Annotated in this window: 21 protein-coding genes; 11 read left to right on the forward strand and 10 right to left on the reverse strand. The window is 41.6% G+C overall.

Going from position 1 to position 21,483, the window contains the following annotated elements; genetic code table 11:
- Positions 1-5 precede the first annotated feature (5 nt).
- A complete protein-coding gene (locus tag N475_RS09105; protein ID WP_063365168.1) occupies positions 6-2,498 on the reverse strand; it encodes a cation:proton antiporter in 2,493 nt (830 codons plus the stop codon).
- A 128-nt stretch (positions 2,499-2,626) separates the two neighbouring features.
- Here N475_RS09105 and N475_RS09110 point away from each other — a divergent pair, with 128 nt between their 5' ends.
- Complete coding sequence (locus tag N475_RS09110) at positions 2,627-3,040, forward strand: GFA family protein (protein ID WP_063357592.1); 414 nt, start codon at positions 2,627-2,629, stop codon at positions 3,038-3,040.
- A gap of 58 nt (positions 3,041-3,098) precedes the next feature.
- On the opposite strand, the gene N475_RS09115 is transcribed toward N475_RS09110, so the two are convergent.
- Positions 3,099-3,977 (reverse strand): alpha/beta hydrolase, encoded by an 879-nt coding sequence (locus N475_RS09115; RefSeq protein ID WP_063365089.1) that lies wholly within the window; start codon positions 3,975-3,977, stop codon positions 3,099-3,101.
- A 209-nt stretch (positions 3,978-4,186) separates the two neighbouring features.
- On the opposite strand from N475_RS09115, the gene N475_RS09120 reads away from it, so the two are divergent.
- The 9 genes from N475_RS09120 to N475_RS09160 all read left to right on the forward strand — a co-directional run bounded on the left by N475_RS09120 (position 4,187) and on the right by N475_RS09160 (position 13,228).
- A complete protein-coding gene (locus N475_RS09120) occupies positions 4,187-5,182 on the forward strand; it encodes a D-cysteine desulfhydrase family protein (RefSeq protein WP_063365090.1) in 996 nt (331 codons plus the stop codon).
- 193 nt (positions 5,183-5,375) lie between these two features.
- Entirely contained in the window at positions 5,376-5,879 is a 504-nt protein-coding gene (def, locus tag N475_RS09125) for a peptide deformylase (protein ID WP_063357595.1), read from the forward strand.
- A 229-nt stretch (positions 5,880-6,108) separates the two neighbouring features.
- Entirely contained in the window at positions 6,109-6,528 is a 420-nt protein-coding gene (locus N475_RS09130; RefSeq protein ID WP_063365091.1) for a DUF3574 domain-containing protein, read from the forward strand.
- Positions 6,528-6,917, forward strand: coding sequence for an MmcQ/YjbR family DNA-binding protein (locus N475_RS09135; RefSeq protein ID WP_063357597.1), 390 nt, complete (start codon positions 6,528-6,530; stop codon positions 6,915-6,917). The genes N475_RS09130 and N475_RS09135 overlap by 1 nt, the downstream gene beginning before the upstream one ends.
- A gap of 28 nt (positions 6,918-6,945) precedes the next feature.
- Positions 6,946-7,380: a GNAT family N-acetyltransferase gene (locus tag N475_RS09140; protein ID WP_063357598.1), complete on the forward strand. Its 435-nt coding sequence runs from the start codon at positions 6,946-6,948 to the stop codon at positions 7,378-7,380.
- Between the two features lie 119 nt (positions 7,381-7,499).
- On the forward strand, positions 7,500-8,126 hold the full coding sequence (locus N475_RS09145; RefSeq protein WP_063357599.1) for a LysE family translocator: 627 nt from the start codon (positions 7,500-7,502) through the stop codon (positions 8,124-8,126).
- A 204-nt stretch (positions 8,127-8,330) separates the two neighbouring features.
- A complete protein-coding gene (locus tag N475_RS09150; RefSeq protein WP_063365092.1) occupies positions 8,331-10,202 on the forward strand; it encodes a DUF885 domain-containing protein in 1,872 nt (623 codons plus the stop codon).
- Positions 10,203-10,318: 116 nt separating this feature from the next.
- Positions 10,319-12,217, forward strand: coding sequence for an ammonium transporter (gene amt, locus N475_RS09155; protein WP_211270610.1), 1,899 nt, complete (start codon positions 10,319-10,321; stop codon positions 12,215-12,217).
- A 144-nt stretch (positions 12,218-12,361) separates the two neighbouring features.
- Positions 12,362-13,228, forward strand: a complete 867-nt coding sequence (locus tag N475_RS09160; protein ID WP_227008408.1) for an MBL fold metallo-hydrolase — start codon at positions 12,362-12,364, stop codon at positions 13,226-13,228.
- A gap of 183 nt (positions 13,229-13,411) precedes the next feature.
- On the opposite strand, the gene N475_RS09165 is transcribed toward N475_RS09160, so the two are convergent.
- Positions 13,412-14,002 carry a LysE family translocator gene (locus tag N475_RS09165; RefSeq protein ID WP_063365093.1) on the reverse strand — a complete coding sequence of 197 codons (591 nt, stop codon included), beginning with the start codon at positions 14,000-14,002 and terminating at the stop codon, positions 13,412-13,414.
- Positions 14,003-14,099: 97 nt separating this feature from the next.
- Between N475_RS09165 and N475_RS09170 the strand changes: the two genes are divergently transcribed.
- Complete coding sequence (locus tag N475_RS09170) at positions 14,100-14,552, forward strand: Lrp/AsnC family transcriptional regulator (RefSeq protein ID WP_063357603.1); 453 nt, start codon at positions 14,100-14,102, stop codon at positions 14,550-14,552.
- A 328-nt stretch (positions 14,553-14,880) separates the two neighbouring features.
- On the opposite strand, the gene N475_RS09175 is transcribed toward N475_RS09170, so the two are convergent.
- From N475_RS09175 to pxpB, 7 genes are all read right to left on the reverse strand, one after another.
- Positions 14,881-15,354 carry a peroxiredoxin gene (locus N475_RS09175; protein WP_063357604.1) on the reverse strand — a complete coding sequence of 158 codons (474 nt, stop codon included), beginning with the start codon at positions 15,352-15,354 and terminating at the stop codon, positions 14,881-14,883.
- Positions 15,355-15,473: 119 nt separating this feature from the next.
- Positions 15,474-17,144 carry an asparagine synthase B gene (gene asnB / locus N475_RS09180; RefSeq protein WP_063365094.1) on the reverse strand — a complete coding sequence of 557 codons (1,671 nt, stop codon included), beginning with the start codon at positions 17,142-17,144 and terminating at the stop codon, positions 15,474-15,476.
- Positions 17,145-17,349: 205 nt separating this feature from the next.
- Positions 17,350-18,012: a pyroglutamyl-peptidase I gene (gene pcp / locus N475_RS09185; RefSeq protein WP_063357606.1), complete on the reverse strand. Its 663-nt coding sequence runs from the start codon at positions 18,010-18,012 to the stop codon at positions 17,350-17,352.
- Positions 18,005-19,027, reverse strand: a complete 1,023-nt coding sequence (locus N475_RS09190; RefSeq protein WP_063357607.1) for a DUF979 domain-containing protein — start codon at positions 19,025-19,027, stop codon at positions 18,005-18,007. Before N475_RS09190 ends, pcp begins: the two co-directional genes overlap by 8 nt.
- Positions 19,024-19,767: a DUF969 domain-containing protein gene (locus N475_RS09195; RefSeq protein WP_063357608.1), complete on the reverse strand. Its 744-nt coding sequence runs from the start codon at positions 19,765-19,767 to the stop codon at positions 19,024-19,026. Before N475_RS09195 ends, N475_RS09190 begins: the two co-directional genes overlap by 4 nt.
- A complete protein-coding gene (locus N475_RS09200; protein WP_063357609.1) occupies positions 19,764-20,699 on the reverse strand; it encodes a 5-oxoprolinase subunit C family protein in 936 nt (311 codons plus the stop codon). Before N475_RS09200 ends, N475_RS09195 begins: the two co-directional genes overlap by 4 nt.
- On the reverse strand, positions 20,693-21,349 hold the full coding sequence (gene pxpB / locus N475_RS09205) for a 5-oxoprolinase subunit PxpB (protein WP_063357610.1): 657 nt from the start codon (positions 21,347-21,349) through the stop codon (positions 20,693-20,695). The genes N475_RS09200 and pxpB overlap by 7 nt, the downstream gene beginning before the upstream one ends.
- Between the last annotated feature and the right edge of the window lie 134 nt (positions 21,350-21,483).

Below are 21,483 nucleotides of genomic sequence, written 5' to 3' on the forward strand. Positions count from 1 at the left end.
GATTTTTATATTGAATAATCCTTCATAAGTTTGCACACCACGAGTGTTAGCTGGTTATCTTTTTGCATTAATTGCTTTAGCTTGTCACAAGGTATCCACATCACATCACATGGAGTTTCACTCTCACAGTGCGTATTACTCATAGATGTGAACAATGCTAAAAGCGCAATTGATTCACCAGGTCCCTTGTTAGTGCAAATTTGGCGCTGCGCTTCATTATTCATCACAGACCAATGCTCTTTTACACTCCCTCGGCTAACAATACCTATTTTGTTAAGGGGTTGGCCTGTTTTACAAATTGTTTGTCCTGTCTCATACACATTGTGCTCAATTAAAGTAGAGAGCTGTTCGCGTGTTTCTTGACATAAGCTTCTAGCCCAAGGTATGTCATTGACTAGCCTTTGCTCTTGAGTCGATTTAAAGATGGTTTGTTTTTGCAGCGCTTGCATTCTGTCTTCAACGGACATAAGTAGTCTCTGCGCTTCAGGCTTGTCTAGGACTGCTTGTTTTAGTTGCTCCGTGATCACTGCACGTTCTCTGTTAAGCAGCATTCTAGTGGCCGCTTGAGACTGCAGAGATTGTATGATTTCAGGAAAACTCTCGCGTAGCGCATTTATTTTTTCAAGTGTGTTCTTTTTGTTTGCATCAACCATGTCCATTACGGCCTCAGCCGATGATTCATTGGGCGCTAACGCATGTATATGACTTTCTAGGGCCTCTTGCGCATGAATAAACCCTCTGGCAATATCATACCCTAGAGCTAGCTTATTAAAATAAAACTTAAGTAACAGCCTGTTGAGCCATTGGTAGCTTCTAAATGACGCAAACCAAGAAGGTACTTGCCAAGTTTTATCGATAAAGGTTCTTGGGCCAATACATGGCTCTCCATCTAGTGCTGCTTCAACCGCTTCTACTAGTTTGGAGGTTGCTTGCTTACTTAACATGCCTTGTTCGAATTGCGTCCAGTAGTGCTTTCTCTCTGTCTCTAACAGTCTTCGTTTATATGCAACGTTGAGTTCATGCTCTGATATGGACTCATTATCTATTGTTTCATCATAAAGTTGAAGTTGTGCCTTTTGCTTTACAACCTCCCAATCGGCGCCTTTTAGAAACTCGTTTGTCATCATAACGGGCAACATGCTATGGAGTTCGGCACTAATTTTAGTCTGCGCTTTATCTACGGTGGCTTGTTTTGCCGGAGGGAGCGAATTTAACCCCAGCAATTTCAGTAGTAGGCTCATTGTTGAGCCATTCACTAAAATGGTGAGCACCACTATTCCTGCACATAAAAACAACACCCGGTCACCAATTTCTTTTGGAATAATGTCGCTTGCGACCACTGCGAGAGCCAATGCTAACGACACCGCTCCTCGCAGTCCTCCCCAACAAAGGACCGCGGCCTTTGCAAAGTTAATTCCAATACCTAAACGTTTTAGCGCGGGCATAAAAACCGTGATCGAGATTGCTCTGATCACTAAAATTCCGCCATAGAGTACAAAGAGCATTTGCCAGGCTTGTATGTCATTAAGAGGTACTCGAATTGCAACTAAAATACCAACAAGCAAGAAGATTAAAGTGTTAGCCATATGCGCCATCATTTCCCAAAAGTGATGCAAAAACCCTGCTACTTCAGGGCTAATTCTTGTTCGGCCGATACTGGCAAAAATAATAGCGAGCGTGACGACCGCAACGACGCCAGACACATGAAAGTTTTCGGCGATAAAAAAAACTGAGTAGGCGGCAGCAATGGTGAGGGAAATTTCAATCATTGGATCATTAAACACGCGTTCTATCCATAAAATACAAAGCCACCCAACTACAAGGCCGATTATTAATCCAACCAAAACTACCTTTACAAACTCTAGGGTAACGTGCAACGGAGAGGTGATCCCATCGACCATGGCGCCCGAAAATGTTGCCGTGACCCAGGTAAAGAACAACGAAAAGAACACAATTGCGGTACCATCATTTAGCAGTGATTCTCCCTCAATAAGTGTTTCTAACCTTTTACGAGAACTGACTTCTTTTAAAAGAGCCACGACGGCGACTGGATCTGTCGCGCTAATGAGTGCGCCAAACATTAAGCATATTGCCCAACTCCACTGCCAAGAATCTGGTGTAATTGCAAATATAAGTTCGGCAGTGAGCCAAATAGCGAGCATCAGGCCGGGTACTGCAAGCAACGCAATTTGTGTAAACATTCGCCTGAACAAGTGGACTTCCATAGCAAATGCGCTTTCAAAAATGAGAGTGGGAAGAAATAAGTACAGAAATAAATGTGAGTCAATTTCAGCGATTAACGCAAGACTTTCGCCAAAAGCTTGTGCTTCAGATTGAAATACATCTGCGCGTTGTAGCAATCCGATGGCAATTCCCAGTAGCAAAAGAGCAACGGTGTAGGGTACTTGCGTCCCCTTCAATATATGGCGTACAAACGCCCCCGTAAATAGCGCAAAAATCACAAAAAGCAGGACTAACAAACCAGTGCTAAAGTCCATAACCAACATTCTCTCATAAGATGTGATGTAAGTAAGTTTAGAAAAGTTATGCGCTATTGGCTAAATTGTATTCTTTTTAGTTACATAGATATAATCAGTAATGCAGAATAACATGAAGGGGTCGAATAATGGGTAACATAAAAGGTAACTGTAATTGTAACGCGGTGAACTTTGAGTTTAATGTCCCAACGGAAAAGCAAGCCATTTATATGTGCCATTGTTCTATTTGTCGAAGGGCAACTGGCACAAATGGAGTTGCCGTAATGATAGCAAACCGGGCTGATTTCAAATGGCTTAAAGGCAAAGAAAAAGTTAAATATTGGCACAAGCCTTCACATGACTGGGTATGCAGCTTTTGCGAAGAGTGTGGTTCAAGTTTACCTGGACAAAATGATGAACAACGAATGTATATTCCTGTTGGGCTCATTGATAATATCTATTTAGACGGAGTACGTGTTGCACATCATCTGTGGGTAGACTCAAAAGCGAGCTGGGATGACATTGGTGATGATGGTGAGCAACACCAATGTAGTATTCGCTAAATCAAAGTGTTCACGTGACACGCCACCTAATCGACGGTGGCACGATTATTTGCTTTAACTATTCTTCGTTATCTGGTTTTTGACAAACATTTGGATAGCATTTAAATACTTCACGGATCCCTCTAAAAACCCCAACATGGAGGACTGAGCCATGATTTTCGTCTGTTGTAATGTCATAACGAATAGCTGTAGCATCAGTATCAATTAAAACTTGGGCCGCTTTGTCTATGGCATGAATGTGTTTTAAATACAGCGCCTCATGCTCAGGGGGGACATTGTCTTCATGAGCTGCAACAATATAAACAGCAAACGCTTTTTCATCAAAGGTATCTTCGGCGTCTTCTACCCAATTGGCAACGATGCCATTATCCCACCAAAGCGAAGGGTCAATGGCGACAAAGCCTTTAAATAAAGGCTGCATTTGATCTGAGAGTAAGCTTGTTATGGTAAAAAGTCCACCAAGCGAGTGGCCAGATAACACTCTAAAGTCATCGGTACGGTAAGTGTCATCAATAAATGGAATAACCTCATCTGTGATAAATGCTTTGAGTTGGCTGCTTTGACCTGTTAATGCTGGGATCGGGCTGTCTTTTGGCGCCGTGGGAGTAAGATCCCTCGCTCGATGGTGTCGAGTGTTGATAGCAACTAAAATGGTATCAGGCAGCATTCCCATGCGGTTTAAGAACCACATATTGTGACCCGTCAAATACTGTAGGTTTTCGCCATCGGTGGTATAAACAACAGGATACTTCTTTTCGCTATTTTCAGCAGCATGATAGCCCTCTGGCAACATAACCCATACTTTTCTTGCTTCATTATTCAAAGAGGAAGAAACAATCGTGTGTTCTGTTGGCAAATGTTCGTACTTGTAATTTAGATACGAGGCTTGAGAAAAACCACTAATTAGACACAGTAAGATAAACACAAAATACTTCATAAATTCACTCCTTTAGTTTTTGTTATGCCTAGGACGAACGTCATAATGAGGTTTTTAATCGAAATTGATTATGCAAATGTATTTACATCTCAGTAATTAAGTTTGTTTGAGCGTCATGTAGAGTGTAATTGTGTCTTTATTGAAAGCGGTAGAATTGAAAACTCACAGGAGGTGGGTAATATTAGGTAAAAAATACAGGGACTAAAGGTATGAAAAATTACAATGTTTTAAGTGAATTACCAAAATCTCAACTTGGCTTTTTCCCAACACCTGTTGTCGCTTTAAAGAATCTATCTCGCCACTTAGGCGGTCCTGACATCCTCATGAAGCGAGACGATTTAACAGGGCTAGCACTTGGAGGTAATAAGACAAGGAAACTTGAGTTCATTATTGGTGATGCCGTTAGCAAGGGCTACGACTCTTTGGTTACGGCAGGAGCGCAACAATCAAATCATTGTAGGCAGACTGCTGCCGCTGCCGCTCAGTTGGGCCTTGAATGTCACTTATTATTGGGTGGAACTCAGCCTGAAGCGCAAAATGGGAATCTACTATTAGATAAACTGTTTGGCGCAAACATACACTGGACAAAGCAAAACCGCAAAGGCGAAGATATTCCCTGCGTTGTTAATGCGCTAGTCAAACAAGGTAAAAAGCCCTACGTTATTCCTTATGGAGGGTCCAATGAATTGGGAGCCTGTGGTTTTATTAGTGCTGGTTTGGAACTGGCGACTCAAATACAGGACTATAACTTGAGCCATGTATTTTTTGCATCTAGCTCAGGGGGCACTCATGCAGGTTTAATGCTGGCAAATTCAATTTTAAACGCTACTCATAAGCTTGTGGGTGTGCAAATCGATAAAGATGAGGTAAATACCACCTCGTTTAAATCACAGGTACTTGAACTTGCGAATAAAACGAGCGGTTTTCTAAGATTGGAGCAACGCTATGGGCTAAGCGATGTGTTTTTGGACGATCAGTATCTGGGCGATGGATACGGGATATTTGGTGCGCCAGAGCGGCATGCGATCGAGCTTTTAGCACGTACAGAGGGGATTTTGCTAGATCCTGTTTATACAGGTCGTGCAATGGCGGCACTAATAGATAAAATAAAAAAAGGCCAACTTGGCAACTCAAAGCAGGTGTTGTTCTGGCACACAGGTGGCGCGCCATCACTGTTTTCCTATGCAAACAAACTAGACAACTGACTAATAATCAAGGCCACGATAAATGAGTTGTATTTATCTGGCCGAACCATAGTATAATCCGGTCTTCAGCTTGATCCACTGATGGTAATCATAGCTAGCAAAGCCTTGAATTACACGGACCCAACGCATTTATTAGATTACTCAAACTATGCAAAACTGCATAGTTTAAAGGATATAAGAGAATGTATATATTATGGCTGTTTTAGAAATTTTAACTGCACCAGATCCGCGACTTAAAATCAAAGCAAAAAAAGTAGACAACATCGAGAGTATTCAGACTCTAATTGATGATTTGCTGGAAACCATGTATGCGACTAGCAATGGCATTGGTTTGGCGGCTACCCAGGTCGGTAGAGAAGAAGCCGTTGTGGTTATAGATATTTCCGACGAACGCAATGACCCATTAATTCTGGTTAACCCCGAAGTAAGTGAGGGACAAAACAAAGAAAAAGGCCAAGAAGGGTGCTTGTCTGTACCCGACTATTTTGCTGAAGTTGAGCGTTATACTTCGGTAAAAGTTACAGCGCAAGACAGAAATGGCGATTCAATAGAAATTGAGAGTGATGAGTTTTTGGCTATTGTAATGCAACATGAAATAGACCATTTACACGGCAATCTTTTTATTGATTATTTGTCGCCTTTAAAGCAAAAAATGGCCATGAAAAAGGTGAAGAAATATCTAAAACTTCATGCCTAAAGTAAGTTTCATCGCCCAAATTAATGATTAAATATTTTAAAAGCCAGTTTAGAACTGGCTTTTTGCTTTCAGCTTCTACATGAGCATTGTCAACATCAAACAAAAGCTTTCTTAGATATGTACTAAAACACTCAATTGATTGACGCTGGTATATGAACGGTTAATGTAGCAACATAGCAAAGCATACATCTAAGTAATTTTGAATTTAGCTTGAAGAAAGGAGCTCATAATGATGGTTCGCACGCTGTCTGTTTTTCTCGTTTTGGTATTTCTTTCTGGCTGTTCCGTAAGCTCTTACACTCAGTCAGAACAGCAACTTGTTGAATCAAGTCGCCACCAAGGTCTTCAAATGTATTTTGGTTTATCAAAGCCAACTGGTGGTGTGATAACTAATGCGCAATGGCATGAGTTTGAGACCAAACATCTTGCCAAAACATTTACTGGATTCAATTTGGTGACTGGTGCTGGCTATTACAAAGGTAAAAAGGAAGGCTCCAAAATTGTCACTTTGTATGAAGTGACACCTAAAGACATTACTGCGGCTAAATCACTTGCTAGCAAATACTGTGAGATGTTTAACCAAGATTCAGTTCTAATTGTTCAGTTAGGGGTAGAAAAAATAATGTTTGTCTCAAAGGAGCCTTCGTAATGGACAGCAAGGCAGTACATCAATACTTAATGACAAAACCATATGCAAGTGTTAGCCAACCCTTTGGTCCGGAAGTGGATGTTTACAAAGTAAAAGATAAGATGTTTGCAACTTTATCTTTGGCAAAAATGAATGCAAATAAGCTAAACGAGACCCATTGGTGGTTAAATCTTAAGTGCGACCCTGATGAAGCACAAGCTTTGAGAGACATCTTTGATGCTGTTATACCCGGCTACCATATGAACAAACGGCTGTGGAATACGGTTATTTTAGACGGCTCCATTCCACAAGGCGAAATTGAGCGTATGATTGATAATTCGTTTTTGTTGGTTGTTCAAAAGATGCGAAAAACAGAACAACGTTCAATACTTCCGCATCTTGATACTTAAATTATCAATATATAAAGGATATGAGACGATGGAGTTGATTGTAAGGCAAGCAACAATGGATGATACAGAAAAGCTTACAGAGCTGACTTCGCAACTGGGTTACCACAGCACAGAAGGTGAACTAGCGAAGCGATTAGCAAAACTTTTATCATCGGATAAATATAAAGTGTTAGTAGCGCAAAACGAAAATACTCTGGTTTTAGGGTGGGTTGTAATAGAACACCGACTTACGCTTGAAGGAGGTGATAGAGCAGAGATTACAGGGTTGGTTGTATCTGATTCTGCTAGAGGGTTAGGTGTTGGTAAACAATTAGTGCAAAGCGTACTCGAATGGGCAAAGGCTAGGCAACTAGATAAAGTCATTGTCAGCTCAAATGTGAATCGCGATGGGTCACATCAATTTTACAAGCAAATTGGCTTTGCGGAGCGTAAAACATCAAAGCAATATATTAAGTATCTTTAGAATCAATGGGGTCAGAGTCGTTGATCCAACACCTTCAATTGCACAATTCCTGATTTTGATTGGAACTTTAACGTCTCTTTTTGTTCGAATAGATTAAATATTTACAAGGAAAGGTTGTAATGTTCCCCATAGAAGTCTTTTTAGCGTATACATCGGCATGTATCTTACTGATTTTATCTCCAGGACCAGACAACATCTTAGCAATCGCGAGAGGCTTAAGTCAGGGTAAATTAGCTGCGTGTGTATCAGGCTCTGCCTCAGGAATGGGCATTCTATTTCATGTTGTCGCAGCAACAGCAGGCCTGACATTGCTTATTCAAACGTCAGTTGTCGCGTTTTACATCGTGAAAATTATTGGTGCCAGCTATCTAATTTGGTTGGGTATTAAAGTATTGCGTAGGCGAGATTTGATTGCGATTGAAAACGTTGAGAAAAAGCCACTTGGTAGTATTTTTATGACTGGTTTTTTATCGGCGGCATTGAACCCTAAACCAGGTCTGTTCGTAATGGCTTTTATACCGCAGTTTGTTAATCCAGCACTAGGGAGTGTATCTGTTCAGATGATTGTTTATGGTCTCTGGTTTGCAATGATGACAGCTATTGGGTTTTCTCTAATGGGTATTTTTTCGCATCGCCTTAAGCGAGTTTTACAAAGCAAACCCAAGTTGATAAGTGGATTAAATGTGTCAGCAGGGTTTACTTTTGTATCCGCTGGATTGGCGGTGGCGTTCATGAAACAACGGTAGTCAATTTAGTTAAGTAAACTGAGCTAGTAAGCTCTTGTAGGGTAACTTCGGTTACCCTTTTTTATTTAATCCCCTCCTTAAACAAAGATAACCATTTAATTGTATTTCAACTTTAATGATTCGTTACATTTTACAGCAGGTTAGGTATTGGCGAGTCGCAGTTTTAACATTACTGTATCTAAAAAAGAGTCAGGAGAATAATAAATGTATAAATCTTTGGTTGCGCTGTCAGTGGTCGCTGTTCTAGCAGGCTGTCAGGCTAAAGTGTCACAAAACCATATTAACCAGCAAACGCACCAAGAAGCACCTGTGGTGCTTAGTAGCGTTGAAAAAGAGACACAAAGAATAAATCAATGGTTTGCTGAAAAATATGAACAGCAGCTACAAATGAGCCCAATGCGCATGACTATGTACGGTCGAAAAGATAAATACAGCGAAATTGACGATGTGACGATACAAGGCGCTCGACGTCAACTAGCTTGGCTAGCTGGTACTGTTGCAGAGTTAAGGTCACAATTTGATTACAGTAAGCTTGATGCCGAAGCTCAAATATCTTATGACCTCTGGATATACGAGTATGAGCAGCAGAAAAAGCAGCAAGAGTTTATAAACAATAGCTACATATTTACGCATATGTACGGCATCCAATCTTGGGCAACGACATTTATGATGAATTTCCACAAAGTGGATACTCTACAAGATATGGAAGATTACAATAAGCGTTTAATTGCACTTTCAAACGCTTTGAATGAACTGCTATCACAAACACAAGAGCGGGCAAAGTCACGAGTTCGCCCACCAAAGTTTGCATATGATGGTGTGATTGAACAGTCAAAAGCGATGATCACAGGGGCACCTTTCACACAAAGCGAAAAAGATGCACCGCTATGGGCCGATGCAAAAGGTAAAGTTGCCAAGTTGGTTGAAAACAAAGTGATTACTCAGGCTGTAGCAGACCGCTTACTTGAAGATACTAAAAAAGCTTTAATAAAAGAATACAAACAGAGCTATTCACAAATAGTAAGTTGGTTTGAACAAGATATCAAAAACCTCAAGCAACAAGATGGTTATGGGGTTGGCGAACAACCAAATGGTCAGGCGTTTTATAATTACCGACTGGCTAACCAAACATCTACAGATCTTACTGCCGATGAAATCCATCAAATTGGCATAGAAGAAGTTGCTAGAATTAAAAAAGAGATGCTTAAAATTGTTGACCAGGTTCAATTTGAAGGCGACCTTCAAGCTTTCTTTAAATTCTTCCGTACCGATGAGCAATTCTTTTATGAAAACAATGATGCAGGCAGACAAGGATACATTGATGATTCGATTGCCTATCTAGACACGATTAATGAAAAGTTACCAGACTATTTTGGTATTTTGCCTAAATCTAAGCTGGTAGTTAAAAGGGTAGAGCCATTTAGAGAGCGCCCTGGCGCTGCACAGCATTATATGCCAGGCACGAAAGATGGGTCACGACCAGGCGTTTATTACGCACATCTAATCGACATGACGAGCATGCCAAAAAACAACATGGAAGCCATTGCGTATCATGAAGGTAACCCTGGCCATCATATGCAATTGTCTATTGCTCAGGAGCTAGAAGGGATCCCTGAATTTAGGACCAAAGCCATGTTTACCGCTTATTCAGAAGGCTGGGGTTTATACTCGGAGCTATTGGCGAAAGAAATGGGCGCATATCAGGATGTATACAGTGACTTCGGCCGCCTAGTTAATGAAATGTGGCGTGCTGTCAGGCTCGTAGTTGACACAGGAATACATGCCAAAGGATGGACAGAAGAGCAATCTGTGGCGTATTTCAAAGAAAATACACCGATTCAAGAAACGTCAATTCGTTCTGAGGTGCATCGTTATATGATTATGCCTGGTCAGGCTACATCATATAAGATTGGTATGAACAAGATTTTAGAAATGCGTGAAAATGCCAAGAAAGAGCTTGGTAGCAAGTTTGATATAAGAGGTTTCCATGACACGATTCTTGGTGGTGGAGGTATGCCTCTGTCAATTCTGGAGAAGCGCGTAAACAATTGGGTGGAAGCGCGAAAAGGCAAATAGCATCTAAGTATCCAAACTACATAGAGAAAGTATATAAAGCCCAGTACAAGTGGAGAAATTAAAGGAGCTTGGCTAAGCTCCTTTAATACTCCTCAAATTAACAGGCTAGGGTATCTTTGCAAAACATCGAGATAGACCCACAAACAATCTCCATTACATGGACGCTATTATGTACAGCGCTTGTGCTACTAATGCAACCGGGGTTTACCTGTTTAGAAAGTGGCCTAGTTCGTAACAAAAATAATATCAATGTTGCCTTAAAAAATGTTGCTGATTTTTGTATAAGCGGTGTTTGTTTTTGGTTGATTGGATATGGGCTCATGTATGGTGCAAGTGCAAATGGCTATTTTGGTACGAGCCAATTTGCATTAGACAGTTTTGATGATCCCTCTGTTTTAGCTTATTTCCTGTTTCAAATGATGTTCTGTGGTACCGCAGCGACCATCTTGTCGGGGGCTGTCGCTGAACGAATGCGATTCTCTGGTTACATAATTTGTTCTTTTCTTACCGCTACTGTTTTATTCCCTGTGGTTGGTCATTGGATTTGGCACGGAAAGCACTTTGAGCAGTTCCCGCTAGGGTGGTTATTAGAGCTTGGTTTCATCGATTATGCAGGTGCGACAGTTGTTCATTCTGTGGGCGGTTGGATAGCATTGATAGCGCTGATAATTGTTGGGCCGAGACTCGGTAGGTTCACCCGAGAAGGTGAACCAAAAGAAATGTTTTGTCAAAACCTACCTTTATCAGCTCTAGGTACGTTTTTGTTGTTTATCGGCTGGTTTGGATTTAACGGAGGGAGTGTAAGTAGTCCTAGTACAGAGCTTGCAAGGGTATTTTCAAATACGGCACTGTCAGCATGTGCTGGTGGCGTGAGTGCGCTCTTATTGTCTTGGAATTTACATTCGATGCAAGGGATACGCTATGTGCTCAATGGGCTATTAGCCGGCCTTGTCGCAATATCAGCCAGTGCAGATTTAGTCAATTTACCTTCGGCAATCGTCATTGGGGCGATTTCCGGATGCATTAGTGTTCTGTTGGCTGATCTGCTGGAAAAATTAAATATAGATGATGTAGTTAGTGCGGTTCCAGTGCATTTAGGTGGGGGAATTTGGGGTACAATCTCTGTCGCTCTATTTGTACCATTAGAAAAATTACAGCTTAATACCCACACAGAACAACTTATTGTACAACTAACAGGCGTTTTTGCTTGCGCGGTTTGGGTTTGCTCTATTGGTTTTGGGTTTTTATGGCTAGTTAATCAGATTCATCCTTTACGTGTTTCAGCCCAAACGGAAACTATTGGTTTGAATTTTGGTGAGCATGGCATGAAAGATGAGCTCATTGATTTGATGGAACAGTTCGACAAAATTGCAAATAGTGAAAGTAGTCTAAAGCATCTCAATGTGGAGCATGGATCTAATAACGCTTCTTTGTGTATGACCTATAACTACTTGTTAGACCATACAAGCAAACACTTTAAAGCTAGAGAGGACGAGTTGCTGCGACTTGCCAGTTTAGATCCATTGACCGGAATTGCGAATAGGCGGGTTTACGAGCAAGTAATGGCAGAAACCTTTGAATTAGCGCAAAAGCAAAAGACGAGCTTTTGCCTATTGGTCATTGATGTAGACAACTTTAAGCAATACAACGACCATTATGGTCATCAGCTCGGTGATTATTGCTTACAAAATGTCTGCCAAGCACTATCAAGTAAGTTAAGAGTTAAAAAAGGCTTGTTAGCACGTATAGGTGGAGAAGAATTTGCCATTATTTTGCCCAATACGAGTCAAAAAACTGCGACGAGTATCGCACAGGATATTCGAGCAGCGGTACGAGCACTAGAAATACCGCATAGTGGCGGTAAAGACGAGTTTGTTACTGTCAGTATAGGAGGCGCTACTTGGGCATCGGACCAAGAGGTCAACCCTCAGCAATTGTTTGATGATGCAGATATGGCATTATTCCGTGCTAAAGCAGCGGGAAGAAACCAAGTTATTTTTGCTGGGGAGGAATAAGTAATCCGAATAAGAAAAATAGGACTAATAATGAAAATAAAAGCGCTCTTTACCTGCCTACTCATATCTGGGTGTAGTAGCACAAGTATGTGAAAATCAGAACTGCTTGAGCGGCCAACGTTTAAATTACATCAACCGGCTGCTTTGTCATTAGGTGCAGTACCTTGGCATCATGGCGCTGAAGATTGTGCTCAAGATAATCATCCGGTTTTAGATGTTTTTCACTACGATACTCGCTCAACTATTGTTCGACAGAACAAATGCCTGACATTTGAGGCCCCATTTAGTTATGTATTAGTAGGCAGTGAGAAAGTGCTGGTAATCGATACTGGTGCGTTGCCTGATGAAAGCGGTTTTTCTTTTGCTAAAGCGACAAAAGAAATCATGAAGCACAGTAGCTTTGAAGATAAAGAAGTCATAGTGCTCCACTCGCACAGTCATAGCGATCATCATCAAGGCGACTCAAGTTTTCTGGGCTTGAACAACACCCAAGTGATCGCACCAAAACTAGATCAGGTAATCAAGTTTTTAGGGGTGAATGATTGGCCGCATGGACAAGTTACTTTGGACTTGGGCGACAGAAAAGTTACGTTAATACCGACACCGGGGCATCAGGAAGAGGCCATCACGATTTATGATCACAATAATAAATGGCTCATTACAGGAGATACATTATACCCAGGTTTGATTTACGTAAAAGATTGGCAAGCATACCGGCAAAGCATTAATAAGCTGACTGAATTTGTAAAACAAAATGAAGTTAAGGTGATCTTAGGAGGCCATATCGAAATGTCGCAAGAACCTGGAAAATATTACCCCATAGGCACCACTTATCAGCCTAACGAAACTGCACTCCCGCTATCAGTGCAGGACTTAATCACATTAAATGCAAAGCTTCAGCAAAGTGAAGAGGCGCAGAAAATGGTATTCAATTCATTTGTTGTGCAGCCGATGAGTACGTTACAAAAGTCGATAAGTAATATTTTCAGGTGGGCATCTAGCGCACTTTAAGTGTACCTATGGAAAAGATAGGTGATTAATCAAAGGTGGCCGAAGAATTGCCATCACTATAGTGTATCGCCTTTGAAGCGTAGTCAGGATAGTTTGTAACAAGCGGTTAGCCATTGGGATAGTCAACTGGGTAGTTTAGAGGCGCTCGATAGTGAGCGTCCTCTACGATAATCACTGGCCGTTTCAAAATATTGTAGGAAGTACAGAAACAACCAGCAATAGAGCCAGGAAATAATTTAAATACTGCACGCTCTTTTCATCGTTAAGAAGCTCTGAGAGCTTATCGCCGGCCAATAACCAAGATAAAATACAAGGTAGATTAATTGCCGCAAAAACGGCGGCAATAAGTACTGTCGATTCCATGCTGGTGGAAGGCGCATATACTGCAATCGCAGATAATGCCATGGACCAAGCCTTGGGGTTGACCCATTGAAAAAGTGCGGCCTGAGTAAAAGTCATGGGGGCTTTATGAGGCTGCTGAGTTTGGATGGTTGATGAACGAGCCACTTTGTAGGCTAGATATAACAGATAAATAGTACTTATCCACTTTAACCATGTATATAGATTAGGTGAAGTCGCAAACAGTTCTCCAATACCCAAACCGATTGCCAAGATCATGGCCATAAACCCAATATTGATACCAAATAACAGAGAGAGGCTCCGTTTGGTACCATAAGCAATGCCTGAACTCAACAGGATTAAATTATTTGGGCCCGGTGAAATTGAAGATACAAATGCAAATAGTGCGAAAGCAGATAGCAATTCTATAGTCATTGTGTATACTCTTTGGATATTGTTAGAGCAATTTTATTCGTATTGATGCACAATTGTTCAGCGTATTAGCTGGTAAATTGAACCAATAAAACAATAAATGGTGGCTATGGATAGATATAACGAAATTATATTGCAGGCGCTTTTGGTGGATGGTCGCATTTCAAACGTAGACCTTGCAGAAAAGATAGGGCTTTCCCCCTCGGCGTGCTTGCGCCGAGTACAAGAGTTGGAATCCAAGGGACTTATCAAGGGTTATCGGGCTGTCTTAGATAGTGCCTTATTAGGCGTTGAGTTTATTGCGTATGTCGGTGTTGGATTAAGAGATCACTCAATGGAGTCGCAAAGCGCATTTGAAGCAGCAATTGAACGTGCGTTAGAGGTGAAAGAGTGCCACAACGTCACAGGCACCTTTGAATACTTATTAAGGGTGGAAACGCGCAATTTGCAAGCGTACAAAGCATTTCATGCAGATGTGCTTGGGGCAATCCCCCAAGTTAGCAACATTACGACTCATGTCGTCATGGAGTCAACTAAAGATGACCGAGCGTAAATGTGCCATCTAGTTTAACTTGTTGGGTTGCTTACCTGATGGCGAAGCCAAACTAAGTAAAGTGAATCATTGTGCACTTCCTTTGTTTAATTGATACAAAGCACTTGGGAAGTATTAATCCATGCCGAATAAGCCTTTTAATGTACAAAGCCTCAGCTCGTCACGTGCCACAGTTATATGCGTAAAAAGGTAAAAGACAAAGTGAAATACCTAAGTTTAACACTTCTATTTATACCAAATGTGAGCGGTGCATGTTGGCCTCATTTACGTGGCCAACATGAAATAATGAAACAGCCACTCAATCACGCAAAGTGGCTGTTGGATGGGCTTATAGAAGCGTTAAAATAACCTCAGCTTTACTGACTTCAAAAGATTTTGGCGCTTCTAAGTTCAGCTGTGTTACAACGCCATTTTCTACAATCATTGCATAGCGCTGTGATCGCACACCACCAAATCCCTCTGTGTCCATTTCTAAACCAAGTGCTTTTGTGAAGCTTGCATCACCATCGCCCAACATTCTAATTTCATCTGCATTGTGTGCCTCGCCCCAAAACTTCATGACGAATGCATCGTTTACAGATACACAGAAAATTTCATCGACACCTTTCGCTTTGATTTTGTCGGCCAATGTGACAAAGCCCGGTAAGTGTGACGCTGAGCAAGTGGGCGTAAAAGCGCCAGGAACCGCGAATACAACAACCTTTTTGTTTGCAAATAGGGTGTCTGTTGAAAGCGTTTGCATGCCTTCTGCCGTTAATTCAGATAAGGTTGACGCAGGAATCTTTTGGCCTTGTTCAATCATATGTTTTTCTCTTTAAATTAGATTTACGCTAGTTTATTACTTTACAAAGGACATAAACACCGACAATAAACAGGGTTATGATAAAAGGTTGCCTGCAATGGTGTTTTGCAGGCCAAATCTTAATCGCTGTGATATGCGTCGTTGTGTACATTAGCTGCACGCCCTGAAGGGTCGGCATTTTCTTCAAAGCTCTTATCCCAAGCTAATGCTTCAGGAGTGGAGCACGCGACAGATTTACCGTGGGGGACACATTTAGCCGCTGCTTCTCCTGGAAAGTGCTCTTCAAATATCGTGCGATAAAAAAATGCTTCTTTACTGTCAGGGGTATTAATCGGGAAGCGGTAATGTGCATTCGCTAAGTCTTGATCCGAAACTTGTCCGTCAACATACTCTCGCAATGAGTCTATCCAAGAATATCCAACACCGTCCGAAAATTGCTCTTTTTGTCGCCATAACACATCATCCGGTAAATAACCGTCAAACGCCTCTCGGATAATGTGTTTTTCGATACGGCCATCTTTACACATTTTATATTCGGGGTTGGTACGCATCGCAACATCAACAAACTCTTTGTCTAAGAATGGGACGCGTGCTTCAACGCCCCAAGCAGCCATTGATTTGTTTGCACGTAAGCAATCAAACATGTGCAGCTTTGACACCTTGCGATTGAGTTCTTCATGAAACTCTTTGCTATTTGGCGCCTTGTGGAAGTATAAATAGCCACCAAATAGCTCATCTGCACCTTCACCAGATAGCACCATTTTAATGCCCATAGCTTTAATACATCTAGCCATTAAATACATGGGGGTTGAGGCGCGAATTGTCGTCACGTCATACGTTTCTAGGTGATATACCACTTCTCGCAGGGCATCTAAACCTTGTTGAACTGTAAAATGGATTGGGTGGTGAATAGTACCTATACGATCCGCAACCTTTTGTGCAGCTGCTAAATCAGGCGAACCTTCTAAACCAATTGAAAAGGAGTGAAGTTTAGGCCACCAAGCGTCACTGGCGTCATTGTCTTCAATTCGTTTAGCTGCATACTGCTGCGTTATAGCTGAAATAACAGAGGAGTCTAGTCCACCTGAAAGCAATACACCGTAGGGCACATCACACATTAGCTGGCGCTTAACCGCAGACTCTAACCCATTTTTTACATCTTGCACACTGGCAGGGTTGTCCTTAACAGAATCAAAACTTTGCCAGTCCCGATGGTAGTACTTATGGTAAGATCCTTCTTTTGAATATAGATAGTGGCCAGGGGGAAATTCTTCTATTTGATTGCAAATTGGTGTGAGTGCTTTCATCTCACTGGCAACATAAAAGTTACCGTGCTGATCTCTACCTGTGTATAGAGGGATGATCCCAATATGATCGCGGCCAATTAAATATGCATCATTTTCTTCGTCGTAAAGACAAAACGCAAAAATACCATTTAGCTCATCCAAAAATTCAGGGCCTTTCTGTTTGTACAAGGCTAAAATGATTTCGCAATCAGACTCAGTTTGAAACTCAAATGGCACCGTTAAGGTTTCAGCTAAATCTTTGTGATTGTAAATTTCCCCATTGACGGCTAAAACGTTGGTTTTTTCTGGGTTGTACAAAGGCTGGGCACCGCTTGAAACACCAACTATAGCTAATCTTTCATGGACTAATATAGCCTTGTCACTGGAGTAAACACCAGACCAGTCGGGCCCCCTATGCCTTAACTTTTTTGACATTTCAATTGCTTGCGATCTTAACTTGTCCGGTGAACTTTTTAGTTCTAAAACACCAAATATTGAACACATATTACCCTCATTCCTGTTTGTGTATGATGATGTACCACATAGATTTATTTATACGCAGCAGTATGGTTGTAGTGATATTTTTTAACTGCTTTAAAGATATAACTATCAGAAAACTTTGTATAAGTCACACACAAAATTAGCAACTAAAGAAAGGGAAAGTAAGACCATTTTGGTGCTTGTTTGCACCAAAACGGTATATGTGAGGTTAGTGTGTAGTTCCCGCTGCAATTGCGAGATCCTGATCGTGCCTTAAAGCGGACGAAATCATGGATTTTAGCGCAGAAATAACGGTTGTTTGTGTCATGCTTGGTGCACCACTGTGGTGCACTGCTTGGCTTGGTAAATAGGGGATGTGGACAAAACCGCCTTTTAAGTTTTGTTTGTGACTATCAATGTAATGACAAAGCCCATACATAACATGGTTGCAAACATAAGTCCCTGCTGTATTTGAGATACTGGCAGGGATCAGTGCTTCATGTAAGTCCCATAGCATATGCTTAATTGGTAACTTGGCAAATATGGCATCTGGCCCGCCTTTAACTACAGGAGTGTCTATTGGCTGGTGGCCTGCATTGTCTTGAATACGAGCATCATTGATATTGATAGCAATGCGCTCAATACTAATATCGCTTCTGCCCCCAGCTTGACCTACGCACAAAACAAGTGCAGGGTCGTGTAGGGCAATGTTGTTGTATAGCGCTTCTAAAGATGTATCAAATTCACAAGGAAGCTCTCTTGTAATTACGATGTGGCCTTCAATTATCAGCCCCTCTAGCTGCTGTACGGCTTGCCATGAAGGATTTACTTTTTCTCCACCAAAAGGCTCAAAGCCAGTGATCAAAACCGTAGGATGGTTTGTATTAGTCATTAAAAATCACTCCATACATGAGGAAGATATTTATAATCAACAGCGCAATTGCAGTTGGTATTTGAACTTTGATAACTTGATATTTGTCTTTTAAGTCTAAAAGTGCAGCAGGTACAATGTTAAAATTAGCAGCCATTGGGGTCATTAAAGTACCGCAATAGCCTGAGTACATTCCAATTGCTACGAGTGGGGCCGGGCTAGCGCCATGTCCTTGGATCAAAAATGGCACCGCGATGCCAGCTGTCATTACAGGGAATGCAGCAAAAGCATTACCCATTATCATTGTAAACAGTGCCATTCCTACGCAGTACAACACGACAAGCATAAACCGATTGTCTGGTGAGATAAACAGCGTCACAATGTCTTGTATGGCAGTACCAGTATTAGCAACGATAAAAACGCCACCCAACATAGCGAGCATTTGAGGTAAAATAGCGGCCCAACCAATCGAGTCGACTAATCGTCTTGACTCACTTAGCGCCATAAACGGGCTTCCAGATGTAAACTTCCATGCAACAAGCAAAGCGCCACCGCAAGCGAGGGTAAGTGATGCCAGTGTTAAATGGTTTTGGTCGAGTAAAAATATCCCGCCGAAATTAAGTCCGCCCAAAAACAGAGTGCATACGACAGTAATAATAGGTATTAAAACAGCAGGTACAAATAATTTGTTACCTATACTCTGTGCGTGTTTTTCAAGTTCCTCGTCATTTGGCATGTTGTAAGTACCCATTGAGACCAAGCCCAAACCGGCTAGGGCAGCGATAAGCAATACACTGATCCCAACCCATTGATAGGTGATTGTTTCACCTAACAGAGCAATCGATAAGTCGCCAAATAAAAAGACATTGCCAAACAACATCCAAAATAACGCTGTAGTTAAGCGTTTTGGGTGCTTTTTATCTTGTAGAGTCTTAACTACCAAGAACAACACAACAAAGCCGATCAACAAATAAATATTATCAATTGATAGTATTGCTGGCTGAGCCTGTTGTGCACCAGTACTTACTGCGCTCATGCTGTTTCCTTACTGTCGATTGATTTATCACTGTAATTTGTAGGGGTATTCCTAAGCTCGGCAATCTTATTACAAATTTTTGCTTCGAGTCGTGCGAGTCTAAATAAATGAACAATCAGCGCAGCGATAGCTGTAGGAATGGCCCATAAGCCAATATGTAACGGTTCGATGCCTGCGATACCGTTTTCTTTTAAGAACGCATCCATCAAAAGTACAGCGCCAAAAGCGATAAATATATCTTCACCAAAGAACACCGCGATATTGTCGCAAGCTGCTGAATGTGCGCTGATCATATCTTTGACTTCTTTAGGTAAATCGCCGTGTACATTGGCAGCAGCGCCAAGCGCCATAGGCGCTAATAATGGTCGTACCGTTTGTGCTTGACCTGCTAGGCTGAGCAACCCAAGGGCAGCTGAGGTTTCCCTAACAACGAAATAAACGCTTAAGATACGAGCCGTGGTGGCGCCTTTAATGCTAGCTATCCAGCTTTTGGCTCTATTTTGTAGACCATACCTCTCTAAAATTGCGATGACAGGCAAGATCAAAAGAAAACTTGCCAGCTGTCTCGAGTTCATGAATTTTTCACCAAATGTGGCTAGCAACTCAGCAAAGTTTAAATCAACTGCCCAGCCAGTAATTAGGCCAGCAGCAGTGACTACGAGTAATGGGTTGAAGCGAAAGGCAAAGCCTAATACGACAACAAGTATCCCCGTTAGGGGTAATAAATTAAGTTCACTCATTTTGTATTCTTATCGTTATTGTTTATGGCGATCTTGAGCTGAGCTAGATGCTTAGCCTGAAGCTCGGTGGCTTGTTTGGCTTCTTCTCTTGTCACAAGCTCAAATGTACAACTTTGCCCTGCGACCAACTGGCTTAGATGTCTTAAATCTGCTTCGATCACCTGTGCAATGATTGGGTATCCCCCGGTGGTTTGGCAATCATTACCCAGAATAATGGGTTTTCCGTTAGGGGGCAATTGAATGATGCCCGGCATTACAGCTTGGCTGGGTATACTTTGTGTATGACTTAAGTCTTGCTCGCCTTCTAGTCGAACACCCATTCTGTTGCTTTGCGGAAGAACTTGCCATTGTTGCGCGATGAATGTTTGTAATTTAGATGAGCCAATCAATTCACAATGAGGGCCTTCTAACACTCTAATTCTATTGTTATATTTCGGCAGTGCAGCCCCAACTTTAGACAGTGGGGGGAATGACTCGTAGCTAAGTACATCACCATCTTTTAATTGGTGACCTGCTAAACCTCCAAACCCAGCTTGAAGATCTGTAGAGTAGGAATTAAGAACAGCATCTAATTGAAAACCCCCTTGCACTGCTAAATAGGCCCTTAGTCCATCCTTGCTAGAACTAAAACTGAGTATGTCTCCAGCCTTTACAGCATACCGCCAATTACTGTCTAGGTTCTGTCCATTCAATTTAGCGCCTAGATCTGCGCCAGTGATCGAAAAATTTGTATCCAATAAAAACTCGAATTGGCAAAGACCTACTGTGATTTCAATTACTGATGTGTATTCAGGGTTATGCAATAATGTATTTGCATATTGCATTGCGAGAGGGTCTAGTACACCTGCTTGAGAAACGCCTAAATGCCTGTAACCTGAACGACCTAAATCTTGTACGCAAGCTTGAATGCCTCCCTTAAGAGTTTTTAACATGCGCTCTCCTTGCTGGGTATAAACTTCACAATATCTCCCGGTTGAAAAATACTAGGTGTGTCTAATTGATGATCAAATAAATTTGTACTTGTGTGACCAATGAGTCTCCAGCCTCCTGGAGATTCACTCGGATATATGGCCGTAAGGTCTTCTGCAATAGCCACAGAACCCTTGGGTACATGTGTCCGTGGGGAAGCCAACCTTGGCAGCTGAAGCTGTTTATCTAAGTCACCTAAGTAGGCAAAGCCAGGTAAAAAGCCTAAAAACTTAACCTGATAAGTACAAGATGAATGTAACTCGATAACCTGTGCCGCAGACAAGGTTAATAGCTGTGCTACTTCCTCTAAATCCGGGCCATATTGACCACCATAATGTGTGATAATTTCGTGTGTAGTCGGTTTGAACTCTTGTGGTTCGATGTTTTCCCAAGCTACTTGCATTTGCTCTAGCCAAAACTCTGGGTCTTGTGAATGCATTAAGTAACCGGTAATGGTTGTTTTCGCAGGTACTATATCGATAAATACCTTTTGCTCGCGCATCCAAGTGTGTAGAGCAAATAACTTGTTTTGCTGCTGTGGTGTAAGGGTCGATTGGGCAATTTCTATAACGAGTGCACGTTCGCCCAATATATAGGTCTTGTTGTTTGTCATTCAATAGTCTTTACAGTGATTAGAACACGACTTTATAATTATATTTACGTTGTCATTACATTTTTCTTGCGCGTTCAATATACATTTTTGGAAGAAGTGTGACCATACGATAAAAGGGTATAACACATACAAAA

The organism is Pseudoalteromonas luteoviolacea DSM 6061 (genome assembly GCF_001625655.1).
Lineage (GTDB): Bacteria > Pseudomonadota > Gammaproteobacteria > Enterobacterales > Alteromonadaceae > Pseudoalteromonas > Pseudoalteromonas luteoviolacea.